The organism is Dactylosporangium sp. CS-033363 (genome assembly GCF_050942475.1).
Lineage (GTDB): Bacteria > Actinomycetota > Actinomycetes > Mycobacteriales > Micromonosporaceae > Dactylosporangium.
The window spans coordinates 6,090,990-6,110,177 of record NZ_CP192032.1 but is presented as its reverse complement, the minus strand read 5'-3'; the positions used below and the strand labels follow the sequence as shown (position 1 = coordinate 6,110,177).

At 72.0% G+C, this 19,188-nt stretch carries 23 protein-coding genes; 14 read left to right on the top strand and 9 right to left on the bottom strand.

Going from position 1 to position 19,188, the window contains the following annotated elements; genetic code table 11:
- Positions 1-6 precede the first annotated feature (6 nt).
- From ACQPZ4_RS28320 to ACQPZ4_RS28290, 7 genes are all read left to right on the top strand, one after another.
- Positions 7-1,785: an ABC transporter ATP-binding protein gene (locus ACQPZ4_RS28320; protein WP_433066685.1), complete on the top strand. Its 1,779-nt coding sequence runs from the start codon at positions 7-9 to the stop codon at positions 1,783-1,785.
- Positions 1,758-2,165, top strand: a complete 408-nt coding sequence (locus tag ACQPZ4_RS28315; protein WP_433041625.1) for a DUF3224 domain-containing protein — start codon at positions 1,758-1,760, stop codon at positions 2,163-2,165. Before ACQPZ4_RS28320 ends, ACQPZ4_RS28315 begins: the two co-directional genes overlap by 28 nt.
- A gap of 225 nt (positions 2,166-2,390) precedes the next feature.
- Positions 2,391-2,513 (top strand): hypothetical protein, encoded by a 123-nt coding sequence (locus tag ACQPZ4_RS28310; RefSeq protein ID WP_433041622.1) that lies wholly within the window; start codon positions 2,391-2,393, stop codon positions 2,511-2,513.
- Positions 2,514-2,598: 85 nt separating this feature from the next.
- Positions 2,599-3,357 carry a glycosyltransferase gene (locus ACQPZ4_RS28305; protein WP_433041619.1) on the top strand — a complete coding sequence of 253 codons (759 nt, stop codon included), beginning with the start codon at positions 2,599-2,601 and terminating at the stop codon, positions 3,355-3,357.
- A complete protein-coding gene (locus ACQPZ4_RS28300; protein ID WP_433041616.1) occupies positions 3,354-4,067 on the top strand; it encodes a polysaccharide deacetylase family protein in 714 nt (237 codons plus the stop codon). The genes ACQPZ4_RS28305 and ACQPZ4_RS28300 overlap by 4 nt, the downstream gene beginning before the upstream one ends.
- A 36-nt stretch (positions 4,068-4,103) precedes the next feature.
- Positions 4,104-5,012, top strand: coding sequence for an alpha/beta hydrolase fold domain-containing protein (locus ACQPZ4_RS28295; RefSeq protein ID WP_433041613.1), 909 nt, complete (start codon positions 4,104-4,106; stop codon positions 5,010-5,012).
- Positions 5,009-5,947, top strand: a complete 939-nt coding sequence (locus ACQPZ4_RS28290; RefSeq protein WP_433041610.1) for an RNA polymerase subunit sigma-70 — start codon at positions 5,009-5,011, stop codon at positions 5,945-5,947. Before ACQPZ4_RS28295 ends, ACQPZ4_RS28290 begins: the two co-directional genes overlap by 4 nt.
- On the opposite strand, the gene ACQPZ4_RS28285 is transcribed toward ACQPZ4_RS28290, so the two are convergent.
- Both ACQPZ4_RS28285 and ACQPZ4_RS28280 read right to left on the bottom strand, forming a co-directional pair.
- On the bottom strand, positions 5,931-7,124 hold the full coding sequence (locus tag ACQPZ4_RS28285) for a CoA transferase (protein ID WP_433041607.1): 1,194 nt from the start codon (positions 7,122-7,124) through the stop codon (positions 5,931-5,933). The two genes, ACQPZ4_RS28290 and ACQPZ4_RS28285, sit on opposite strands and share 17 nt — an antisense overlap.
- Positions 7,117-7,578, bottom strand: coding sequence for an Lrp/AsnC family transcriptional regulator (locus tag ACQPZ4_RS28280; protein ID WP_433041604.1), 462 nt, complete (start codon positions 7,576-7,578; stop codon positions 7,117-7,119). Before ACQPZ4_RS28280 ends, ACQPZ4_RS28285 begins: the two co-directional genes overlap by 8 nt.
- A gap of 100 nt (positions 7,579-7,678) precedes the next feature.
- Between ACQPZ4_RS28280 and ACQPZ4_RS28275 the strand changes: the two genes are divergently transcribed.
- Positions 7,679-8,284 carry a YitT family protein gene (locus ACQPZ4_RS28275; protein WP_433041601.1) on the top strand — a complete coding sequence of 202 codons (606 nt, stop codon included), beginning with the start codon at positions 7,679-7,681 and terminating at the stop codon, positions 8,282-8,284.
- Here ACQPZ4_RS28275 and ACQPZ4_RS28270 read toward each other — a convergent pair whose 3' ends face one another.
- Genes ACQPZ4_RS28270 through ACQPZ4_RS28260 form a run of 3 tightly spaced genes read right to left on the bottom strand, consistent with a single transcriptional unit; the run spans position 8,285 to position 9,331 of the window.
- On the bottom strand, positions 8,285-8,557 hold the full coding sequence (locus tag ACQPZ4_RS28270; protein WP_433041598.1) for a YciI family protein: 273 nt from the start codon (positions 8,555-8,557) through the stop codon (positions 8,285-8,287).
- On the bottom strand, positions 8,554-9,021 hold the full coding sequence (locus ACQPZ4_RS28265) for an SRPBCC family protein (RefSeq protein WP_433041595.1): 468 nt from the start codon (positions 9,019-9,021) through the stop codon (positions 8,554-8,556). Before ACQPZ4_RS28265 ends, ACQPZ4_RS28270 begins: the two co-directional genes overlap by 4 nt.
- A 1-nt stretch (position 9,022) precedes the next feature.
- On the bottom strand, positions 9,023-9,331 hold the full coding sequence (locus ACQPZ4_RS28260; protein WP_433041592.1) for an ArsR/SmtB family transcription factor: 309 nt from the start codon (positions 9,329-9,331) through the stop codon (positions 9,023-9,025).
- A 72-nt stretch (positions 9,332-9,403) separates the two neighbouring features.
- Between ACQPZ4_RS28260 and ACQPZ4_RS28255 the strand changes: the two genes are divergently transcribed.
- Positions 9,404-10,249, top strand: coding sequence for a hypothetical protein (locus tag ACQPZ4_RS28255; protein WP_433041589.1), 846 nt, complete (start codon positions 9,404-9,406; stop codon positions 10,247-10,249).
- Here ACQPZ4_RS28255 and ACQPZ4_RS28250 read toward each other — a convergent pair.
- A complete protein-coding gene (locus ACQPZ4_RS28250; RefSeq protein ID WP_433041586.1) occupies positions 10,164-11,012 on the bottom strand; it encodes a helix-turn-helix domain-containing protein in 849 nt (282 codons plus the stop codon). The two genes, ACQPZ4_RS28255 and ACQPZ4_RS28250, sit on opposite strands and share 86 nt — an antisense overlap.
- A 102-nt stretch (positions 11,013-11,114) precedes the next feature.
- Between ACQPZ4_RS28250 and ACQPZ4_RS28245 the strand changes: the two genes are divergently transcribed.
- From ACQPZ4_RS28245 to ACQPZ4_RS28235, 3 genes are all read left to right on the top strand, one after another.
- A complete protein-coding gene (locus ACQPZ4_RS28245) occupies positions 11,115-11,858 on the top strand; it encodes an SDR family oxidoreductase (protein ID WP_433041583.1) in 744 nt (247 codons plus the stop codon).
- Positions 11,858-12,718, top strand: coding sequence for an SDR family oxidoreductase (locus ACQPZ4_RS28240; RefSeq protein WP_433041581.1), 861 nt, complete (start codon positions 11,858-11,860; stop codon positions 12,716-12,718). The genes ACQPZ4_RS28245 and ACQPZ4_RS28240 overlap by 1 nt, the downstream gene beginning before the upstream one ends.
- A 64-nt stretch (positions 12,719-12,782) precedes the next feature.
- Positions 12,783-13,265, top strand: coding sequence for a carboxymuconolactone decarboxylase family protein (locus tag ACQPZ4_RS28235; protein ID WP_433041579.1), 483 nt, complete (start codon positions 12,783-12,785; stop codon positions 13,263-13,265).
- A 217-nt stretch (positions 13,266-13,482) separates the two neighbouring features.
- On the opposite strand, the gene ACQPZ4_RS28230 is transcribed toward ACQPZ4_RS28235, so the two are convergent.
- Complete coding sequence (locus ACQPZ4_RS28230; protein WP_433041577.1) at positions 13,483-14,373, bottom strand: TIGR03620 family F420-dependent LLM class oxidoreductase; 891 nt, start codon at positions 14,371-14,373, stop codon at positions 13,483-13,485.
- 73 nt (positions 14,374-14,446) lie between these two features.
- Here ACQPZ4_RS28230 and ACQPZ4_RS28225 point away from each other — a divergent pair, with 73 nt between their 5' ends.
- Entirely contained in the window at positions 14,447-14,635 is a 189-nt protein-coding gene (locus ACQPZ4_RS28225; RefSeq protein ID WP_433041575.1) for a hypothetical protein, read from the top strand.
- A 159-nt stretch (positions 14,636-14,794) separates the two neighbouring features.
- Here the strand turns inward: ACQPZ4_RS28225 and ACQPZ4_RS28220 are convergent, their stop codons facing one another.
- Entirely contained in the window at positions 14,795-16,990 is a 2,196-nt protein-coding gene (locus ACQPZ4_RS28220; RefSeq protein WP_433041573.1) for a discoidin domain-containing protein, read from the bottom strand.
- Between the two features lie 263 nt (positions 16,991-17,253).
- Between ACQPZ4_RS28220 and ACQPZ4_RS28215 the strand changes: the two genes are divergently transcribed.
- Positions 17,254-18,105, top strand: coding sequence for a DUF1996 domain-containing protein (locus ACQPZ4_RS28215; RefSeq protein WP_433041570.1), 852 nt, complete (start codon positions 17,254-17,256; stop codon positions 18,103-18,105).
- A gap of 65 nt (positions 18,106-18,170) precedes the next feature.
- Here the strand turns inward: ACQPZ4_RS28215 and ACQPZ4_RS28210 are convergent, their stop codons facing one another.
- The gene (locus ACQPZ4_RS28210; RefSeq protein WP_433041567.1) at positions 18,171-18,938 is read right to left on the bottom strand and encodes an SAM-dependent methyltransferase; all 768 of its coding nucleotides are present in this window, start codon (positions 18,936-18,938) and stop codon (positions 18,171-18,173) included.
- Positions 18,939-19,188 lie beyond the last annotated feature (250 nt).

Sequence of the window (19,188 nt, the reverse complement as noted above, 5' to 3'; positions counted from 1 at the left end):
TTGTACGTGCGGGCGGCGCCGGGGCACGTGACGGTACGGCTGCTGACGTTGTTGCTGCTCGGTCTTGCTCCGGCGGCGACCGCTTGGGTCACGAAGGTTCTGCTGGATCGGCCGGGTTGGCCGCCGGCGCTGGGGCTGGCCGGGATCGGGGCGGCGGTCGCGGTGGCGGCGCACGTGAGCGCGTATGCCGATGCCGAGATCGGGCGGCGGGTGACGCGGCTGACGCAGGAGCGGCTGTTCGCGGCGGTGACGGCGCCGGCGGGGATCGCGCAGCTGGAGGACCCGGCGTTTCAGGATCGGCTGCGGCTGGCCCAGGCGGCCGGGCAGTCGGGGCCGCAGCAGCTCGCCGCCGCCGTGCTCGGGGTCGCGCAGGGGGCGCTGACCGGGGGTGGGCTGCTCGTGGCGCTGCTGGCGGTGTCGCCGCCCGCGGCCGGGCTGGTGCTGGTCGCCGCGATTCCCAGCCTGCTGGCGCAGCTGCGGCTGGCGCGGCGGCGGGCGGGGGTGGCGGTGAGCATCACGCCGTACACGCGGCGGCAGCTGTTCTACGCGATGCTGCTGCTGGACGTGCGGGCGGCGAAGGAGATCCGGCTGTTCGGGCTGGGCGGGTTCTTCCGGGGCCGGATGCTGCGCGAGCTGGACGCGGCGCAGGCCGGCGAGCGGTCGGTGGACCGGGCCGCGGTGCGGGTGGATGGCGCGTTGGCGCTGGTGACGGCGGCGGTTTCCGGTGTGGCGTTGCTGTGGACGGTGGCGCGGATCGGGTCCGGTGACGGCAGCGTGGGGGACATCGGGGTGCTCGTGGCGGCGGTCGCGGGGGTGCAGGGGGCGCTGGCCACCGTCGTCGGGCAGATCGCGAGCGCCGCCGAGATGCGCACCTTGTTCCGGAGTTACACGGCAATCGTTTCGGAAACACCGGCGGCGGACACGGCAGGCAACACGGCAAAGGCTGGAGCACCTGCGCTGCGCGGCGGGATCGAGCTTCGGGACGTGTGGTTCCGCTACCACCCGGGCCACGACTGGGTGCTGCGCGGCGTCGACCTGCACATTCCCGCCGGCCGCGCGGTGGCCCTCGTCGGGCTCAACGGCGCCGGCAAGTCGACGCTGATCAAGCTGCTGACCAGGCTGTACGAGCCGACGCGGGGCAGCGTCGCCTGGGACGGCACCGACGTGCGCGAGCTCGACACCACGTCGCTGCGGCAGCGGGTCGGCGTCGTGTTTCAGGATTTCATGAGCTACGAGCTGTCCGCGGCGGACAACATCGCGGTCGGGGACTTACAGGCACACGAGTCACGGCTGCACGCGGCGGCCACAGCGGCCGGCATCGGCGAGACGCTCGAAGGACTCCCGCGTGGGTACCGCACGATGCTCACCCGCATGTACGAAGAAGGCGACGGCGACGAGGCCGGGGTCGTGCTGTCCGGCGGGCAGTGGCAGCGCGTCGCGATCGCGAGGGCGGTGCTGCGCGAGGACGCCGACCTGCTCATCCTCGACGAGCCGTCGGCCGGCCTGGACGCCGAGGCCGAGGCCGGCATCCAGCGCAGCCTGGAGAAGCTGCGCGCCGGACGGACCAGCCTGCTGATCTCCCACCGGCTCGGCACCGTCCGCCACGCCGACCACATCGCGGTGCTCGATCGGGGCCGCATCGCCGAGCAGGGCACCCACGAGGAGCTGATGGCCCTCGACGGCCGGTACGCGCGGCTGTTCCGCCTGCAGGCCGACGGTTACCAACTGCCGGGGCAGGCGACCGATAGCATCGGCGTATGCGAGCCGATGGCACCTTCAGCGTGAAGAGCTTCGTCCCGACCCCGGTGACGCCCGACCCGCCGATCGAGACGGCGCTGCCGGTCGGCGTGGCGCTCATCGAGAAGCACTTCGAGGGCGAGATCAGCGGCCGCTCGGCCACCGTCTTCACGGCCGCGTTCGACCAGGCCTCGGGCGTGGGCACCTACGTGGCGATGGAATCCTTCGAGGGTACGGTCGGCGGCCGCACCGGCACCTGCAACTTCGTGCACTCCGCGGCGACCTCGGGCGCCGACCGCAGCGGCGAGTTCTTCGCGATCGTGTCCGGCAGCGGTACGGGCGAGCTGTCCGGCATCACCGGCAGCGGCGGCCTCGCCGTGGACGCCGACGGCACCCACCGCGTCTGGTTCGACTACGACATCGCGTGACGGCCCTGCGACGGTCCCGTCCCGATCCTGCCGAGCGTAACCCGCGCATAGCCGCGTATCAATGATAGGTTCGGCACTACACGCTCAGGCAGGACGCGCCGCTGCGCACCCGCACCGGCCGCGCCGTCACGATCGAGCGGTTCGCGCAGGGCCACCTCGTCAACCCGGAAGTGGACGCGTTCAGCTACCACACGTCCGCGCTCGCTGCTGTCGCTGTACGACACGGTGGTCTGGAACGGGCACCAGTTCCCGGGCCACTGGTCGTGGATCTACGTCGCCCGCAACGACCCGAGCATCAGCGGGATTCACATCTGGCAATGGATGGCCCGGCAGGCCGCACAGGCCTAGGGGGACGGTACTGGGGTAAACCCCCGGTCGGGTTCGGGGGAGTTCCGGATCGTTTCGAAGCGGTTGCTGGCAAAGACTGTGGCGCATGACAGAAAGGCCGAGGTTCAGCGTCGTCATTCCGTGCTACAACGAGGCGGGGTACCTCACCGACACATTGTTGTCGCTGCGGAAGCAGGATTACGACGGAGTGTTCGAGGTCATCGTCGTCGACAACAACTGCACGGACGACACCGCGGGCATTGCGCGCGATTTCGGGGCGCGGGTGGTCGCCGAGCCGGTGCCCGGCGTGTGCAATGCCCGGCAGCGCGGGACCGAGGAGGCGCGCGGCGAGATCGTCATCTCGGCCGACGCCGACACGGTGCACGGGCGGGACTGGCTGTCGCGCATCGACGAGCGGTTCCGGGCCGACGACGGGGTGGTCGCCGTGGTCGGGCCGTGCGTGTACGCGGACGGGCCGCGCTGGGGCCGCCATTACGGGCGGGCGCTGTTCGGGCTGGTCAACGGGGCGTACCGGCTGACCGGGCGGGCGATGTACGCCAGCGCCACGAACATCGCGTTCCGGCGCGAGGCGTTCACCGGCTATGACACGGCGCTCACGCAGGGTGGCGACGAGCTCGACCAGCTGCGGCGGCTGCGCGGGAAGGGGCGGATCGTGTACGACCACGGCAACCCCACGTACACGTCCGGGCGGCGGCTGGCGCGCGGATTCGCGTACAACGTGTTCGTGTCCTTGCCGGTGCACTATCTGCTCACCTACACGGTCAACCGGGTCGCCGGGCGGCGGGTCCTGGGCCAGGCGCCGGCGTTCCGCCCGGAGCCCGAGACGCTGGAGGTCATGCCGTGATCGTGCTGGGGGTGCTCGCGGTCGCGGCGGCGCTCGGGGCCGCGTACTGGCTGCTCATGTCCCCGTTCTCGCCGACCTCGCGGGACTATCCGTACCACGGGCCGGACGAGGAGCGGGTGGTCGCGCTGACGTTCGACGACGGGCCGAACGAGCCGTACACGTCGCAGATCCTGGACCTGCTGGCCGCGCACGACATCCGCGCGACGTTCTTCCACGTGGGGCACTGCGTGGAGCGCCACCCGGAGGTCGCCCGGCGGGTGATCGAGGACGGGCACGTCGTCGGCAACCACTCGCTGAGCCACACGTTCGGCACCTACCTGCGGCCCAACGCGTTCGCGCGGGAGGTCGAGCAGACCCAGACGATCCTGTCCCGGGTCATCGGCCGCACGCCGGCGCTGGCCCGCACGCCGTGGCTGTGGCGGCAGCCGGCCCTGCTGCGCATGCTGCGCCGCAGCGACCTGCACCCGGTGGCCGGCGAGTTCTGCCACGCCCTCGAGGTGTTCCAGATCTCCGGCGCGCGGATGGCCCGCCGGGCGATCGCCAAGACCCGGCCCGGCAGTATCCTGATCTTCCACGACGGGTTCGACGGGCACGGCGGCAACCGCGCGCAGACGGTCGTCGCGGTCCGGGACACGATCGAGGGGCTCACGGCGCGCGGCTACCGGTTCGTCACCGTCGACGAGCTGCTCGGGGTGCCCGCGTACCACTGACCGATTCCTTTCGCCCGCCCGGCGGTCAGTACCGGCATGGACGACATCTACTCCCTGAACAGCTTCTACCGCCGCAGCAACGGGCTCGCCCTGGTCCGGCCGCCGCTCACGATCGAGCAGCGGCGGACGATCGACTCGCACTGGGGCGACGTGACCGCCGAGCCCGGCGGCGTGGACTACCTCGAACGCGAGCTCGGCGGGGTGCCGGTGCTGTGGGCGGAGCCGGCCGGGGCCGCCCGCGACCGGGTGCTGCTGTGCATCCACGGCGGCGGGTACGTCGGCGGCTCCGTGTACACGCACCGCAAGCTCTACGCGCACCTGGCCAAGGCGGCCGGGGTGCGCGCGGTGCTGCCCGCGTATTCGCACACCCCCGAGCGGCAGTACCCGACGCAGCTGGACGAGGTCACCGCCGTGTACCGCGCGCTGCTGGACGAGGTCCGGCCCGGGCATCTCGCGGTGGCCGGCGACTCGGCCGGCGGCGGGCTGTGCGTCTCGCTCATGCTGCGTGCGCGCATGGACAACCTGCCGCTCGCGGCCGCGCTGGTGCCGATCTCGCCGTGGACGGACATGACGCAGAGCGGCGCCTCGGTCGTCGCCAACCACCCGACGGACCTGCTGTTCGGCGGCGACACCCCGATGGACATCGACGGCCTCGTCAGCATGCTGCTGCCGGCCGGCGTGGCACCGGACGATCCGCTGGTCAGCCCGCTGTTCGCGGACCTGAGCGGGCTGCCGCCGATGTACATCCAGGCGGGCGGCGGCGAGATGCTGCTCGACGACGCGGTACGGCTGGAGGAGGCGGCGCGCAAGCACGGGGTCGCGGCGGAGCTCGACGTCGTCCCCGGTGAGCAGCACACCTTCCAGATGTCGGCCGGGCGGACCGCCGACGCGGACGCGGCGATCGCTCGCGCTGCCCGGTGGTTGCGGTCCAAGCTGGGCCTGTGAGAGACGATCAGGCGTCGTTCGCGGCGCGCACCGAACCGCTGCGGCGGGAACTGCTCGCGCACTGTTACCGGATGCTCGGCTCGCCGGACGAGGCCGAGGATCTGGTGCAGGAGACGTACCTGCGGGCGTGGCGCGCGTATCCGCAGTTCGAGGAGCGGGCTTCGGTGCGCGTCTGGCTGTACCGGATAGCCACCAATGCGTGTTTGAACGCACTCGAACAGCGGGGGAGGCGGCCGCTGCCGTCCGGGCTCGGGGCGCCGGCCGACGACCCGCACGCGCCGCCGGGGGACGCCGATCCCGGGGTGCCGTGGCTGCGGCCGATCGCCGACGCGCTGGTGACGCCGGAGTCCGCGGACCCGGCGGCGGTGGTGGCGGCCCGGGACAGCCTGCGGCTGGCGCTCATCGCGGGGCTGCAGTTCCTGCCGCCCCGGCAGCGGGCGGTGCTCATCCTGCGCGAGGTGCTCGGGTTCCCGGCCGCCGACGTCGCCGAGATGCTCGGGTCGTCGGTCGCGGGGGTGAAGAGCGTGCTGCAGCGGGCCCGGGCGCGGCTGGACGAGGTGGCGCCGGCCGAGGACGACGAGCTCACGGAGCCGGACGATCCGGCGGCGCGGGCGCTGCTGGAGCAGTACATCGCGGCGTTCGAGCGCAGCGATGTGACCATCCTGGAGCGCGCGCTGCGCACCGACGCGTCGCTCGAACTGCTCCCGTCGCGCACGTGGTTCGCGGGGAAGCGGACGTGCATTCCCTATATGGCGCAGGTGCTCGCCGCGCCGGGCGACTGGCGGATGGAGCCGACTCGCATGAACGGACAGCCGGCGGCGTTCGTGTGGTTCCGGGGCGCGCCGTTCGGGGTGGCGGTTTTGAGCACGACGAAGACGGGCATCCGGCGCATTGTGGCGTTCGGGTTTCCGGAACTGATCAGGCCGGCCTCGTGAATTCGGGAGGGGCCGCGCCGTATGCGGGCTCGCGGGGCCAGCGCAGCGGCACGCCGTCGAGCCGGCCCGGCGGGGCGATGCCGGTCCAGCCGCCGCCGAGGTCGACCCGGTAGGCGTCGGGGTCGAACGGCTCCTCGGCCCGGCCCGGCGGCCGGTCGAGGAGCCAGCGGGCGGTGCGCGCGAGCGACACCGACACGTGCGCGCCCTGGCCCGCGGCGAGCGCTTCGAGCACGCCCGCGGCGAGCAGATAGCCGGTGGCGTGATCGAGCAGCTGGCACGGCAGGGCCCCGGGGCGCACGCCGTCGGCACTGCACGCCCAGCCGATGCCGGTCGCGACCTGCACGAGGCTGTCGAAGCCGCGCCGATCGCCCCAGATTTCGCCGGTACCCCACGCAGAAAGTGTCGCCACGACCTTGCCCGGGTGCCGCTCGGCGAGCTGGTCCGGGGCGAGGCCGAGCTTGCGCATGGCGCCCGGACGGTACCCGGTGACGATGACGTCGGCCTCGCCCGCCAGCCGGTCCAGGGTCCGCCGGCCGTCCGGCGTCGCGCCGTCGAGCAGCGTGCTCGCCTTGCCGATCGTGCCGTCGACGGCGTGCAGGGGCAGTTCCGGGCGGTTCGGGTCGTCGACGCGCAGCACGTCGGCGCCGAGGGCGGCCAGCATCCGGGTGCCGACGGGGCCGGCGATCACGCGGGTCAGGTCCAGGACGCGGACCCGGTCGAGCGGCACCGGCCGGACGGCGCCGCCGGTGGGGTCGATGCGGATCAGGGGACCGTCGGCGCGCCATGCTGCTGTGGTGCGCGCGGCGACGGCGAGCCCGCCGGCTTCGTACACCATCCGCTCGACCTCGGTGGCGGCGCGCGCGGCGATCGCGGTCCCGACGTCGTCGCCCAGGGCCCGGAGCAGGGCGGCGCGGTGCCACGGATAGTTCGCGTGGGTGCGCACCCAGCCGTCGGCGGCCCGCCACAGCCGCGACAGCGGGGCGAAGCCCTCGATGCCGTTCCCGGCGCGATCGCGCAGCAGCGCCTCGCTGCGCACGGCCGCGGCCACATGCGCGGGATCGAGCAGGACGTCCGGCCGCCGCCCGGTGCGCGTCTCGGCAAGATCGGCGGCGGCGTCCAGGCACGCGGCCACGGCGTCGATCGCGCAGTCGGCGACCGCGAGCGGTTGATCAGGCATCGGCGTGCGCTTCGAGCAGGGCGCGCATGCGCAGCGGCATCTCCTCGTTGAGCGAGATGACGGTACTCGTGCGCACGATGTCCGGCACCGCCAGCAGCGCGTCGGCGATGCGGTGCAGGTCGTGCGTGTCCCGCGCGGCCACCTTGAGCAGGAAGTCGGCGTCGCCGGTGGTCGAGTGGATCTCGATCACCTCCGGGAGCTCGTACAGCGCGGTCACCGCCCGCCGCCCCTGCGTCTGCGACACGGACACCGACACGAACGCGATCAGCCCCCGGCCCAGCGCCGCCGGGTCCACGCGCCGGCTGAAGTCGCGCAGGGCGCCCGAAGCGCGCATCCGCTGCAGCCGCGCGTGCAGCGTGTTGCGCGCGATGCCCAGCCGGTGCGCGAGCGCCAGCGTCGTGGCGTCCGGATCGTCGTCCAGCGCGAGCAGGATCCGGGCGTCGAGGCTGTCCATGTGCGCATTCTGGCACGATCACATGGACATGCGTGACAAGGTGCGCAGTCGCGCAGGCCGCTGTTGCGCATATGACCACCGCCGACGCACGCTGGCGGGCATGACCAGCGCGATCGCCGTTCCGCACTCCACCGTCGAGGATGTCGTGGGCATCGCGACCGGATCGTTCCTGGCCGCGGTCGGCCTGTTCCTGCTCCAGGCCGGCGGCGCGGTCACCGGCGGCACGGCCGGCCTCGGGCTGCTGCTCGCGCACGCGACCGGATGGCCGTTCGCGGCGCTGTACGTCGCCGTCACCCTGCCGTTCGTGGCGCTCGCCGTCGCGCGCAAGGGCCGGCTGTTCGCGCTCCGCTCGGCGATCGCGGTCGGCCTGCTGGCGGTGTTCTCGTTCGCGCATCCGTACGTGCTCACGGTCGCGCGCATCGACCCGGTGTACGCCTCGCTCGCCGGCAACCTCGCCGTCGGCGTCGGCCTGCTCGTCCTGTTCCGCCACGGCGCCAGCCTCGGCGGCTTCAACGTCGTCGCCCTGGTGTGCCAGGAACGCCTCGGCTGGCGCGCCGGCTGGGTCCAGCTCGCCCTCGACGGCGCCGTGATCGCCCTCGGCGCCCTCGTCGCGCCGCTGTCCACGGTCGCCATCTCCGCCGCCGGTGCGGTGGTGCTCAACCTGGTGATCGCCCTGAACCACCGCCCCGGCCGCTACCTCGCGTGACTACGGCACGAGGATCTCGTGCCAGTCGCGGATCTCGTAGGCCGCGACCACGCCGTTGAGCACGAACGGGTCGCCGCCGGCGAACTCCTCGGCGCTCTCGCGGGTGCGGAACACGGCCATCGAACCCTGGGCCTGCGGGTCGCCGAACGTGCCGACCATGAGCAGGTCGCCGCGGGCGTGGAAGGCGTCCAGGCGGGCTTTGTGGGCCGGGAAGTGCGCGGGCGCCTTCGCGGCCACGTCCGGCGCCGAGGTGTACAGCACCACGTACTTCACGCCGCCGCCACCTGCGCGTACGCGGCGAGGATGCCGGTCCACGCGTCCGGGCCCTCGAAGGTCGTGCGCATCTTGGCCGCGTCGGTGCCGAACGCCTCGAGGCCACGGTGCTCCAGCAGCACCCGGGTGCGGCCGTCCGGCTGCTCGACGAAGCGGACCTCGATCGACGTCACCAGGTCGTCGTGGTACTTCCAGTCGGCCCCGATCTGCCACGTCACCACGAACCTGGTGGGCGGCTCCCAGACGGTCACGAACCCGGTCGACGTCTCGGTGCCGTCCTGATGCCGGGTGTACCAGCGGCCGCCGACCCGCGGCTCAATGAGCACCTCGGCGATCGGGGCCGAGCCGATGTGGTGCGACGCCGGCCACCAGGAGGTCATGTCCCCGGTGAACACCTCGAACGCGCGCTGCGGGCGCACGCCGACGACGATGTCGCGCTGAATGGGCTGGACGGTCTGCAACACGTCAGGTCTCCTCTGAGGCGATCCGTTCCCCGAATGACTGCAACGCCCGGGCCCACACGCCGTCCAGGTGCGCCCGCAGCAGCGCCAGGCCCTCGGGGTCGACCTGGTACAGCCGCCGCGTGCCCTCCTGCCGGTCGAGCACCAGCCCGACGTCCTTGAGCACCTTGAGGTGCTGGGACACCGCCGGGCGGCTGATCGGCAGCACGTCCGCGAGCCGGCCGACCGGCAGCGGGCCGTCGGAGAGCCGGTCGAGGATCGTCTGGCGCATCGGGTCGCCGAGCGCGGTGAGCATCGCGGTTACGTTCGTCATGGCGAACGGTAAGCTATCACTTACCAATGGACGGCGGCAACCATTCGCGCACATCCGGCCGTTCATATGGACATGAGGCGGTGGTTGACGGCGATCGGCGGCGGCGCCGCGGTGGCGGGCACGCTCGTGGCGGTGACGCTGATCGGCGGGCACCGCGGCACGACGCCGGCCGCCCCCGCGCCGGAGCCCTCGGGCATCTACACCGGCTGCGAGACGACGGTCATGGAGCCGTCGTCCAGCGCCGTCGCCTGCGTGCCGCGCTTCGAGATGACGCCGTCGCCCACCTACGGCACCAGCGCGACCCCGACCGTGCCGCCGGACGACTACAACAAGGCCCAGATCGCCCGGCTGAGCGCCGCTTTCGACAAGCAACTGCGGTCGCTTGTACCGCACGACACGACCTTCCTCGACACGCGCGTCAACGGCGCGAGCGGGCACCCCCTCGAGTTCGGGATCGACGCCGGCGACCGGTACGCCGAGCACTTCACCGTCGCCCCCGACCTGCGCGACACGTCCGGCGTGAGCAACGTCCTGCTCACGATCGGCAAGGAGATCTCGTCCCAATGGCCGGCCGGCTACGGCGTCGGGCAGTTCCGCACCTGCCCCGACCCGGTCTGCTCCGAGCGCACCGGCCCGCACGGCGAGAAGGTCCTGACCATGTGGGACTTCCAGGCCAAGCCGCGCATCGCGCGCATCGACGTGACCAAGCCCGACGGCACCGGCGTCGTGCTCGAAGTGCGCAACTGGGGCCTCGACCACGCCGGAACCCGCCCCGCTCACCCTCGACCAGATGATCGAGCTGGCCTGCGACGAGGCGCTCGTCATGCCGCGGCTATGACGACGGCAGCAGGTCCTGATTCCCGAGTACCGCCAGCAACTCCAGCTGCTCGACCGCGCCGGTGCCGACCGCCGGGGTGAACCACAGCAGCCGCTGCCGCCCGTCCTCGCTGAACAGGTTGAGGCAGTTCACCTCGACCGTACCCAGCGCCGGGTGGATGATCCGCTTGCGGTCGTCGCGCCGCACGGCCACGTCGCGCTCCTCCCACAGCGCCGCGAACTCGGGCGAGCGTTCGAGCAGGTCGGCCACGAGCCGCGCCGTCTGCGGGTCCTTGCCGCCGCGCCGGGCCACGGCGGCGCGCAGGTCGGCGGTGAACGAGCGCGACTGGTGTTCGTGGTCCTGCTCGGGGTACGAGATGCGGCCCTTCGGATCCAGGAACCAGCGGTGCACGAAGCTGCGGCTCAGCCCCTCGTGACGGGTCTGGTCGCCCAGCAGGGCGCGGGCCAGACGGTTCTGCACCAGCGTGACGTGGATGTCGGTGATGACCTGCGCGGGCGTGCCGTCGAGGCGCTCCAGCAGGTCCAGCATGCCCGGGTGCACGTGGGAGGCGGGGCCGCCCTGGACCGGGATCGGGCGTCCGGCCAGGTGGTAGAGGTGGTCGCGCTCGTCGCGGGTGAGGCGCAGCGCGCGGGCGAGGGCGGCCAGCATCTGCTCCGAGGGCTGCGAGCCGGCGCCGCGTTCGAGCTCGATGTAGTACTCGACCGAGGCCCCGGCCAGCTGCGCCACCTCGTCGCGGCGCAGGCCCGGCACCCGGCGGCGCGGGCCGGTCGGCAGGCCCACGTCGGCCGGGCGGATGCGGTCGCGGCGCGACTTGAGGAACGCGCCCAGCTCGGCCAGGTCCATGCTCCCAGTGTCCCGCGCGGGGCCCGGCCGGAGACAGGGGTTGGCATCCCCCCTGTCGGCGTCGTCTGTACCGCACGCCGTCCGCCGCCCACAGTGGTGCCCATGACCACTACGACAACCGGCCGCGCCGCCATCGTCACCGGCGGTTCGCGCGGCATCGGGCGGGCCGCGGCGCTGCGCCTGGCCGCCGACGGGTTCAAGATCGTCATCGGGTACGCCGGCCGGCACGCCGACGCCGCCGACACCGTCAAGGCGGTCGAGGCCGCCGGCGGCGCGGCGTTCGCCGTCCAGCTCGACATCGCCGACGAGGCCGCGGCGCGGGAACTGTTCGACCGCACCGAGTCCGCGTTCGGCGGCGTCGACGTCGTCGTCAACGCGGCGGGCCGGATGACCCTGGAAACGGTCGCCGACTTCGACCTGGCCGAGTTCGACGCCATCCAGCGCACGAACGTCCGCGGCACCTTCGTCATCGCCCAGCAGGCCGCCCGCCGCCTGCGCCCCGGCGGCGCGCTCATCACGTTCTCGACGTCGATCGTGGGTCTGCAGGCCCCGACGTACGGCGCGTACGCGGCCAGCAAGGGCGCCGTCGAGGCGATGACCCTGATCCTGGCCCGGGAAATGCGCGGCCGCGACGTCACCGTCAACACGGTCGCGCCCGGCCCGACCCGCACCGAGCTGTACCTGGACGGCAAGGACGACGAGACGGTCGCCCGCGCCGCCCAGCAGCCGCCGCTGGGCCGCCTCGGCGAGCCCGAGGACATCGCCGCGCTCGTGGCCTTCCTCGCCTCCCCGGCCGGTCACTGGGTCAACGGCCAGACGATCCGCGCGAACGGCGGTGTCATCTGATGATCGCCCTGGTCACCGGCGCCTCCAGCGGCTTCGGCAACCTCACCGCCCGGGCCCTCGCCGCGAGCGGCCACGTCGTGTACGCCGGGATGCGCGCCACCGCCACCCGCAACGCGCCCGCCGCCGCCGAGGCCGAGCGGGCCGGGTTCCGCGCGGTCGAGCTGGACGTGCAGGACCAGGCCTCGGCCGACGCCGCCGTCGAACACGTCATGGCCGAGCGGGGCCGCATCGACGTCGTCGTGCACAACGCCGGCCACATGGTGCTCGGTCCGCTCGAGGCGTTCACCCCCGAGCAGCTCGCCGAGCAGTACGACGTCAACGTGGTGTCGACCCAGCGGGTCAACCGGGCCGTGCTGCCGATCCTGCGCGCGCAGGGCGCCGGGCACCTGGTGTGGGTCGGCTCCTCCTCGACGCGGGGCGGCCATCCGCCGTTCCTGGCCCCGTACTTCGCGGCCAAGGCGGGCATGGACGCGCTCGCCGAGAGCTACGCGGCCGAGCTGATCCGGTTCGGCATCGACACGACGATCGTGGTGCCGGGCGCGTATCCGAGCGGCACGAACCATTTCGCGCACGCCGGTGCACCTGCGGACACGACACGCGCGGCGGAGTACGACGAGCGCTACGGTGCGCTGCGCGATGCGATGGCGCCCGCCCTGGCCGGCATCTTCCCGGCGGGCCGCACCGCGGACGAGGTCGCCGAGGCGATCGTGCGGGCCGTGGAGGCGCCCGCCGGGCGGCGCCCGTTCCGGGTCCATGTCGACCCCAGCCAGGACGGCAGCGAGGTCGTCTCCGTGGTGTACGACCGCATCCGCGCGGAGTTCTACCGCCGGATCGGCATCGCGGAGCTGCTCGGGGAGTAGCGGGCTCACATTCGGGCGGGCTGCGTCGTCGGAGTCGGTGAACCCACTTCGAAAGGAACCGCTCATGTCCGAGCTCACCTCGCGCCTGCCCGACCCGCTGCAGTTCTTCCCCGAGATGGCGTCGTTCGGCGCCGAAACGTCCAAGGCCGTGCACAACGGCGCCGTCCCGGACGCGACGATCGGCCTGGTGCAGCTGCGCGCCGGGCAGCTCGTCGGCAGCACCTACCACACCGTGATGCAGTCCGGGATGCTGCGCACGGCGGGGGAGTCGGCGGAGCGGATCGACTCGCTGCCGTCGTGGCGGGACTCGCCGTACTTCACCGCCCAGGAGAAGGCCGCCCTGGACCTCACCGAGGCGGTCCTGACCCCGTCGTTCTTCGGCGAGCGGGTGTCCGACGAGCTGTTCGCCCGCACCGCCGAGCACTACGACGACAAGGCGATGTGGACGCTGGTGCTCGCCATCGCCCAGATCATGTTCTTCATCCCGGTCGGCCTGGTCGCCAAGCCCATCCCGGGGCGTCCGTTCGGGCAGAACTACTCGCGATAGTCCGTCCATTCGCGGTTTCGCGCCGGTACTGCACGTGCTCGTGGATGTCGAACCGCCCGCCCGTGTAGCGGCGGTTCGACACCGTGAGCCGGTCGCCTCCGGCCTCGATGAGGTTCCAGCTGTTCGGCTCCCCCTTGAGCCGGTTCGAGCACGCCGTGCCCGACTGGACCACGACCAGGCCGCTATGGGCGCGGCGGTACTTCCGCCCGGTTCGCCGTCAGGGAAGCAGCGCCGGCGCGAGCTCCTCGAGCTGGCGCACGACGTCGCCGGGGCTGTCGCCGAGCGGGTGGACGAGCACGTGGTCGCCGCCCGCGTTGTGGTGCGCCCGAATCCGCTCGGCGATGTCCGACGGCGTGCCCCAGGCGACGATCGCGTCCACGAGCCGGTCGCTGCCGGTCCCGGCCAGGTCGTCGTCGTCCAGCCCGAGCAGGCGCAGGTTGTTGACGTAGTTGGGCAGCTGCAGGTACTTCGCGGTGTGCTTGCGGGCGACCTCCCGGGCCACCTGCGGGCTCGTCTCCACCACGACCGCCTGCTCGGGGATGAGCAGCCGGTCCGGCCCGAGCACCTGCCGCGCCTTCGCGGTGTGCTCGGGCGGCACGAAGTACGTGTGCACCCCGTCGGTCCGGTCGGCCGCCAGCTGCAGCATCTTCGGGCGCAGCGCGGCCAGCACGATCGGCAGGTGCTCGGGCCGGCCGCCCATGTTGAACAGGTAGTGGCGCATGCGTTGCAGCGGATGGGAGTACTGCTGCCCGGAGCGCTCCACGGCGGGCGCGTGACTGACGCCCAGCCCGAGCACGAACCGCCCCGGCCAGGCGTCGGCGAGCGTGGCCGCCGCGGCCTGCGCGGTCCCGGGGTGGCGGGCCCAGATGTTCGCGATGCCCGTCCCGGCCACGATCCGCGAGGTGGCGGCCAGCCAGACGGCCTCCTGCGCGAAGACGTCGTTGGTCCCGACGACCTCGCCCTGCCACACCGACCCGTAGCCGAGCGTCTCGATCCGGGCCACGACCTCCCGCTGTACCGCGGCCGGCTCGACCTGCACCGCGTTGGTCCACACCCCGACGGCGCCGAGGGCCTGCCGGGTCGCGCTCACGATCTGTGGTGCTGCCATGCGGCCCCCCTTCCCGCCCGCACCCCGATCATGCATGGCGCTTCGGACCGGTCGGGAAGGGTACAAGACGGACATGACAGTGCCGCATGACGACCGCAACCCCATCCCCGGCTCCGGCGTACCCGAGGACGAACAGCCGCCCCGCACCGGCGACGCCGACGTGGACCTCGACCGCCAGGTCCGCGACCCGCTGTCGATCGACCCCGAGGCTGACGACATCGCCGCCACCCGCACCGCCACGCCGCTGGAACCGCCGGACTGATTGTTCATGACCTGCGGATCCGGGTCATCGGGCCGCCCACGCCCACTCGTGCCTCGACCCGATCTCGCGGTTCATGGCGGCGGCACGGCTAGAAGCCCGGCCGGCGCCGCGAGATTGCGGGCCGGACGGGCTCCTCCGTTGGTCAGCAGGCGGTGCAGGTTACGGGTAGCTGACCACCGTGTGCGGGACGACCTTGGTCGGCAGGGCCGCGTCGCCCGTGTCGTTGATGACGTGGGTGATGGAGCCCTTGCCCAGCGACACCGTCAGGATGTTGTGGAACTTGACGTTGGCGTTCACCGGTGCCTCGTACGAGTGGTACGCGGCGATGGACGAGTCGGTGGTGAACACGCAGTAGCTGCCCATGCCCCACGCCTCGTGCGAGGTGACGGTGTTGGCGACCTTGTAGGCGGCGTAGCCGGTGATCCCGTCGTGGGACCAGGCGGCGGCCGACGGCGGGTCGTACGGCAGCTCGTTCTGGAAGAAGATGGTCTTGCCGCCGTTGCCGTTCCAGATCACGTTGTACTTCTCGAAGTGCTCGACGAACAGCCCGTACGCGGTCACGTTCTGGCCGTTGACGATCAGACCGGTGTCGGAGGGGTTGGACGTCCAGCCGGCCCCGTCGCCGTGGTCGGCGCGCCACGACCAGATGTGGTCGATGATGGTGTTGTTGTTGTTGACCACCATGGCGTTGGTGACCTTCGCCGCCCCGGCGCCGCCGACGCGCAGGAACACGTCGGAGATCACGTTCGGGGCGCCCGCGTGGTTGCCGGAGGCACCGTTCGGGCCGACCTGCAGCAGGGCCGGGGAGTTGGTCGGGCCCGCGTCGAACAGCAGCGACGCGATCTTCACGCCGTCGACGTCACCGACGGCCATCGGCAGCGCGCCGTTGTCGGCCACGATCGTGGCGTAGCCGAGGCCGAGGACCACGGTGTTGGCGCGGTTGATGTTCACCGTGGAGTTCAGGTGGTACACACCCGGGGTGAACAGCAGGTTCAGGCCCTGCGCGACCGCCTGGTTCAGCGTCGCCGCGGACACGCCCGGCTTCGCCACATAGAACTGGGTCAGCGGCAGCGACGTGCCCGGGGTCTGACCGTTGATCCAGGTCGCGCCCGAGGAGTTCGTGCGCAGCGACGGCACGAACACGCGGTACGCGCCCGACGCGTCGGCGTACAGGTACGGCTTCTCCTGCGTCACCGGGGAGGTGTTCAGGGTCGTGATCGCCGGCGAGGGGAAGCTCGTGGGCGGAGCGCCCTGCACGCCGGAGAACACCATGTTCCACAGCGCGCCCTTCCAGCTGCCGATGGTCGAGTCGCGGGTGAACCACTGCTGCTGCGAGCAGGGGTTGATCTGGCCGCTGACCCGGCTGTCGGCGATGTACCCGCCCGACGCCCAGCCGCAGTTCGGTGAAGCCAGGGTCATGCCGCCGTGCACGTCCATCCGGCGGAACGGGGCGGCCTGGGCCACGGCCCAGCGGTCGGTGCCGTTGACCGGGTAGATGGACATGTTCTCGGCCGAGCGCCAGAAGTTCTGGGTGGCGTTGCCGGCCATCCAGCCCGCGTCGACGGTGATGTCGCCGTGGATCTGCACGTCCTGCGGGTTCTGGCCCAGGCCGTTGATCGAGGTGTAGAAGCCGATCTGGGCGTTCAGGCCGGAGTACGAGCCGGGCTTGAACAGCAGCTGGTACCGCTCGGTGCCGAACTGGTTCTTCTCCTGCTGGGTGAAGATCTGGTCGAGCCGCGCCTGGATGGTCGCCGAGGACTGGCTCGGGTCGAACACGACGACGTTGCTGCCGAGGTCGCCGCCGCCGGGCAGCTGCTCGCCGGACGGGGTGACACTGGGCGACGGGCTGCTGTCCGGTCCGGAGCCGCTGTACGCCGCGACCTCGAACAGGGAGTAGCCGTACTGGGTGGCGCGCGTCAGGCCGTACACGCGTAGGAAACGACCGGATCCGTTGACGGCCAGGGCCTCGGTCCCGCCCGCGCCGGTGGTGGTCGAGTAGATCGGCGACCAGCCGCTCGTGCCGTCGGCCGAGACCTCGACGCGGTAGGACTTGGCGTAGGATCGTTGCCAGGTCAGCACCACCTGGCAGAGCTGCGTGGTGGCGCCGAGGTCGATCTGGATCCACTGTGGATCGACGCCGTGCGCGCTGGACCAGCGGCTCGTGGCGGAGCCGTCGACGGCCTTGGCCGGGCCGAGGCTCGCGCTCTCCTGCGACGACGCGGTGGCCGGGCGATTCAGGGCGACGTTGGTGGTACCGCAGGCGGTCGCGGCCAGCGCCGGTCTTGTGATCACGACGAGGGTGTACGCCAGCAGCGCCGCGGCGACGGCTGCCAACGCGATGAACGAGCGTCTCATGGGCTCTCCCAGGGGCGTGCACCATCACCGCGCGGCAATGGCGGGCAGCGCGGGGATGCGGGGCGGATGAGTGGACCGTAGAACCGCCGCCCAACCGTGGGCAACCGTTTGCCACGAGTTGCCAAATCGATCAACGCACGTCCAATGTGGACCTTGGATAGGCATGGCAACTGTTTGGCAAACGCTTTCCTGGGATCTCGGAACGCTGCTACGGTCCGCAGCTATCCATCGCCGATGCTCGATTCAACCGCCAAGGAGTCGACATGCGCATCCGCTCCACCCTGCCCGTCATCGTGGCGGCGCTCGCCCTGCTCGGGGCGGCCGCCGTCGCCGGACCGGCGCTCGCGGCGGACGATCCGCCGCGTGCGCAGTACCATGAGATGCACGCCAACTGCACCGTGAACCACACGCTCAGCGACGACCCGATCGTCTTCCCCGGCCTGCCGGGCGCCTCCCACAACCACTCGTTCATCGGCAACCCCACGGTGAACGCGAACTCGACCCCGCAGTCGCTGGTCGGCGGGGCCACCTCGTGCGAGGACACCCTCGACGCGTCCGGGTACTGGTTCCCCACCCTCCTGCAGCGCGGCGTGCCGCTGCAGCCGGACAAGCCGACCGTCTACTACAAGTCGGACGTGAAGGACTACCGGACCGTCAAGCCGTTCCCGGCCGGCTTCAAGCTGCTCGTCGGCGACGCGAAGGCGACCAGCAACGCCGGCTTCACGGGCAACTACCAGTGCACCGGCTACAAGGGCGTCGGCTTCCCGGCGTCCTGCCCGTCCGGCTCGACGCTGCAGGTCCGGCTGACGTCCCCGTCGTGCTGGGACGGCGTACACCTGGACATGCCCGACCACAAGTCCCACATGGCGTGGCCGGTGCAGGGTGTGTGCCCGGCCGACCACCCGGTCCCGCTGCCGATGCTGGAGATCAAGCTCCCGTACCCGCTGAAGGGCGGCGACACGGGCGGCCTGGCCTACGCCTCGGGTGGCAGCTTCACCTTCCACTACGACTTCATGAACGGCTGGGACGCCGCTCGCCAGAAGTACCTGGTGGAGTACTGCATCAACGGCGGCCGGCAGTGCAACGGGTTCGGTGAGGACCCGAAGAAGCCCTGACCCGCGGCGTATCGGGTGGTTCGGGGACCGGCGATCTGCGGTCCCCGAGCCACCCGACCTCGTCGTCAGGCCCGCCGGGCGATCACGCGGGTGAAGCCGACCTGGTGGCCGGTGTCGGCCCGGACGAGCGCCAGCTCATCGGGAACATGCCGCAGGGCGGCCTCGTTGTCGGTCGTCTCCAGCACGGCCTCGCACCAGACCAGCCAGTCGCGCCACCCGTCCTCCAGGAAATCGGCGCGCACGTCCGCGACCACGCCGCTGCGGCTCCACAGCTGCTGCCACCAGGCCGGCGAGTGGAAGGTCCAGAAGTCCGGTGCCCAGTGTGGCGCGAGGTGCTCGGGCAGCCCGTCGTCGAACTCCGCGGTCAGCCCCGGCACCGCGATGCCGAGGTGGCCGCCGGGAGCCAGGAAGCGACTCAGGTAGGGCAGGTACAGCGCGTCGGTGCCGAAGTAGTGGTACGCGTCGACGCTGACGATGGCGTCGAAGTAGCCCTCGGCGAACGGCAGGTCATGGGCCTCGGCGTGCAGCGGGGTGACGAGCTTGGCCTGGCCCGCGGCCTCGATCCGGCGCCAGTTCTCGGTGGGCCTGACCCAGAGGTCGGCGGCGACGACCTGGACGTCGAACTCCTTCGCCAGGAAGATCGACGTGATGGCCCGGCCGCAGCCGAGGTCGAGCACGCGGGCGCCGGGCGCGAGGTCAAGTCCGGAGCACAGCCATTCAAGCAGCCACAGCGCACTCGGGCCCATCCAGTTGTCGATCATCCACCGGGGGTCGTAGCCGGCGCTCCGGGGGAACCGCGGCCGGTTGAGGCGCTGCTGCAGATCGTCGGTCATCGGGGCAGGCTGCCAGCCCAGGCCGGAAACGTCGATCGATTTAGCCCGAGCGACCCCCGCGGGAGCGAGCCGGCCCGCGGCGAGGGGCCGGCTCGCTGGTCACGCGCGGACTCTCGCCGGGCTGAGTCCGCGCGCTCCGTCGCGGTGGCGGTCCGGAGAGCCACCACCACCCGCCGGATATCTCCCGTCGCCGCAGTCAAGGGGGCAGTACGGCGGCGGGGACTCATCGCGACGTACCGGGCCTATCTGT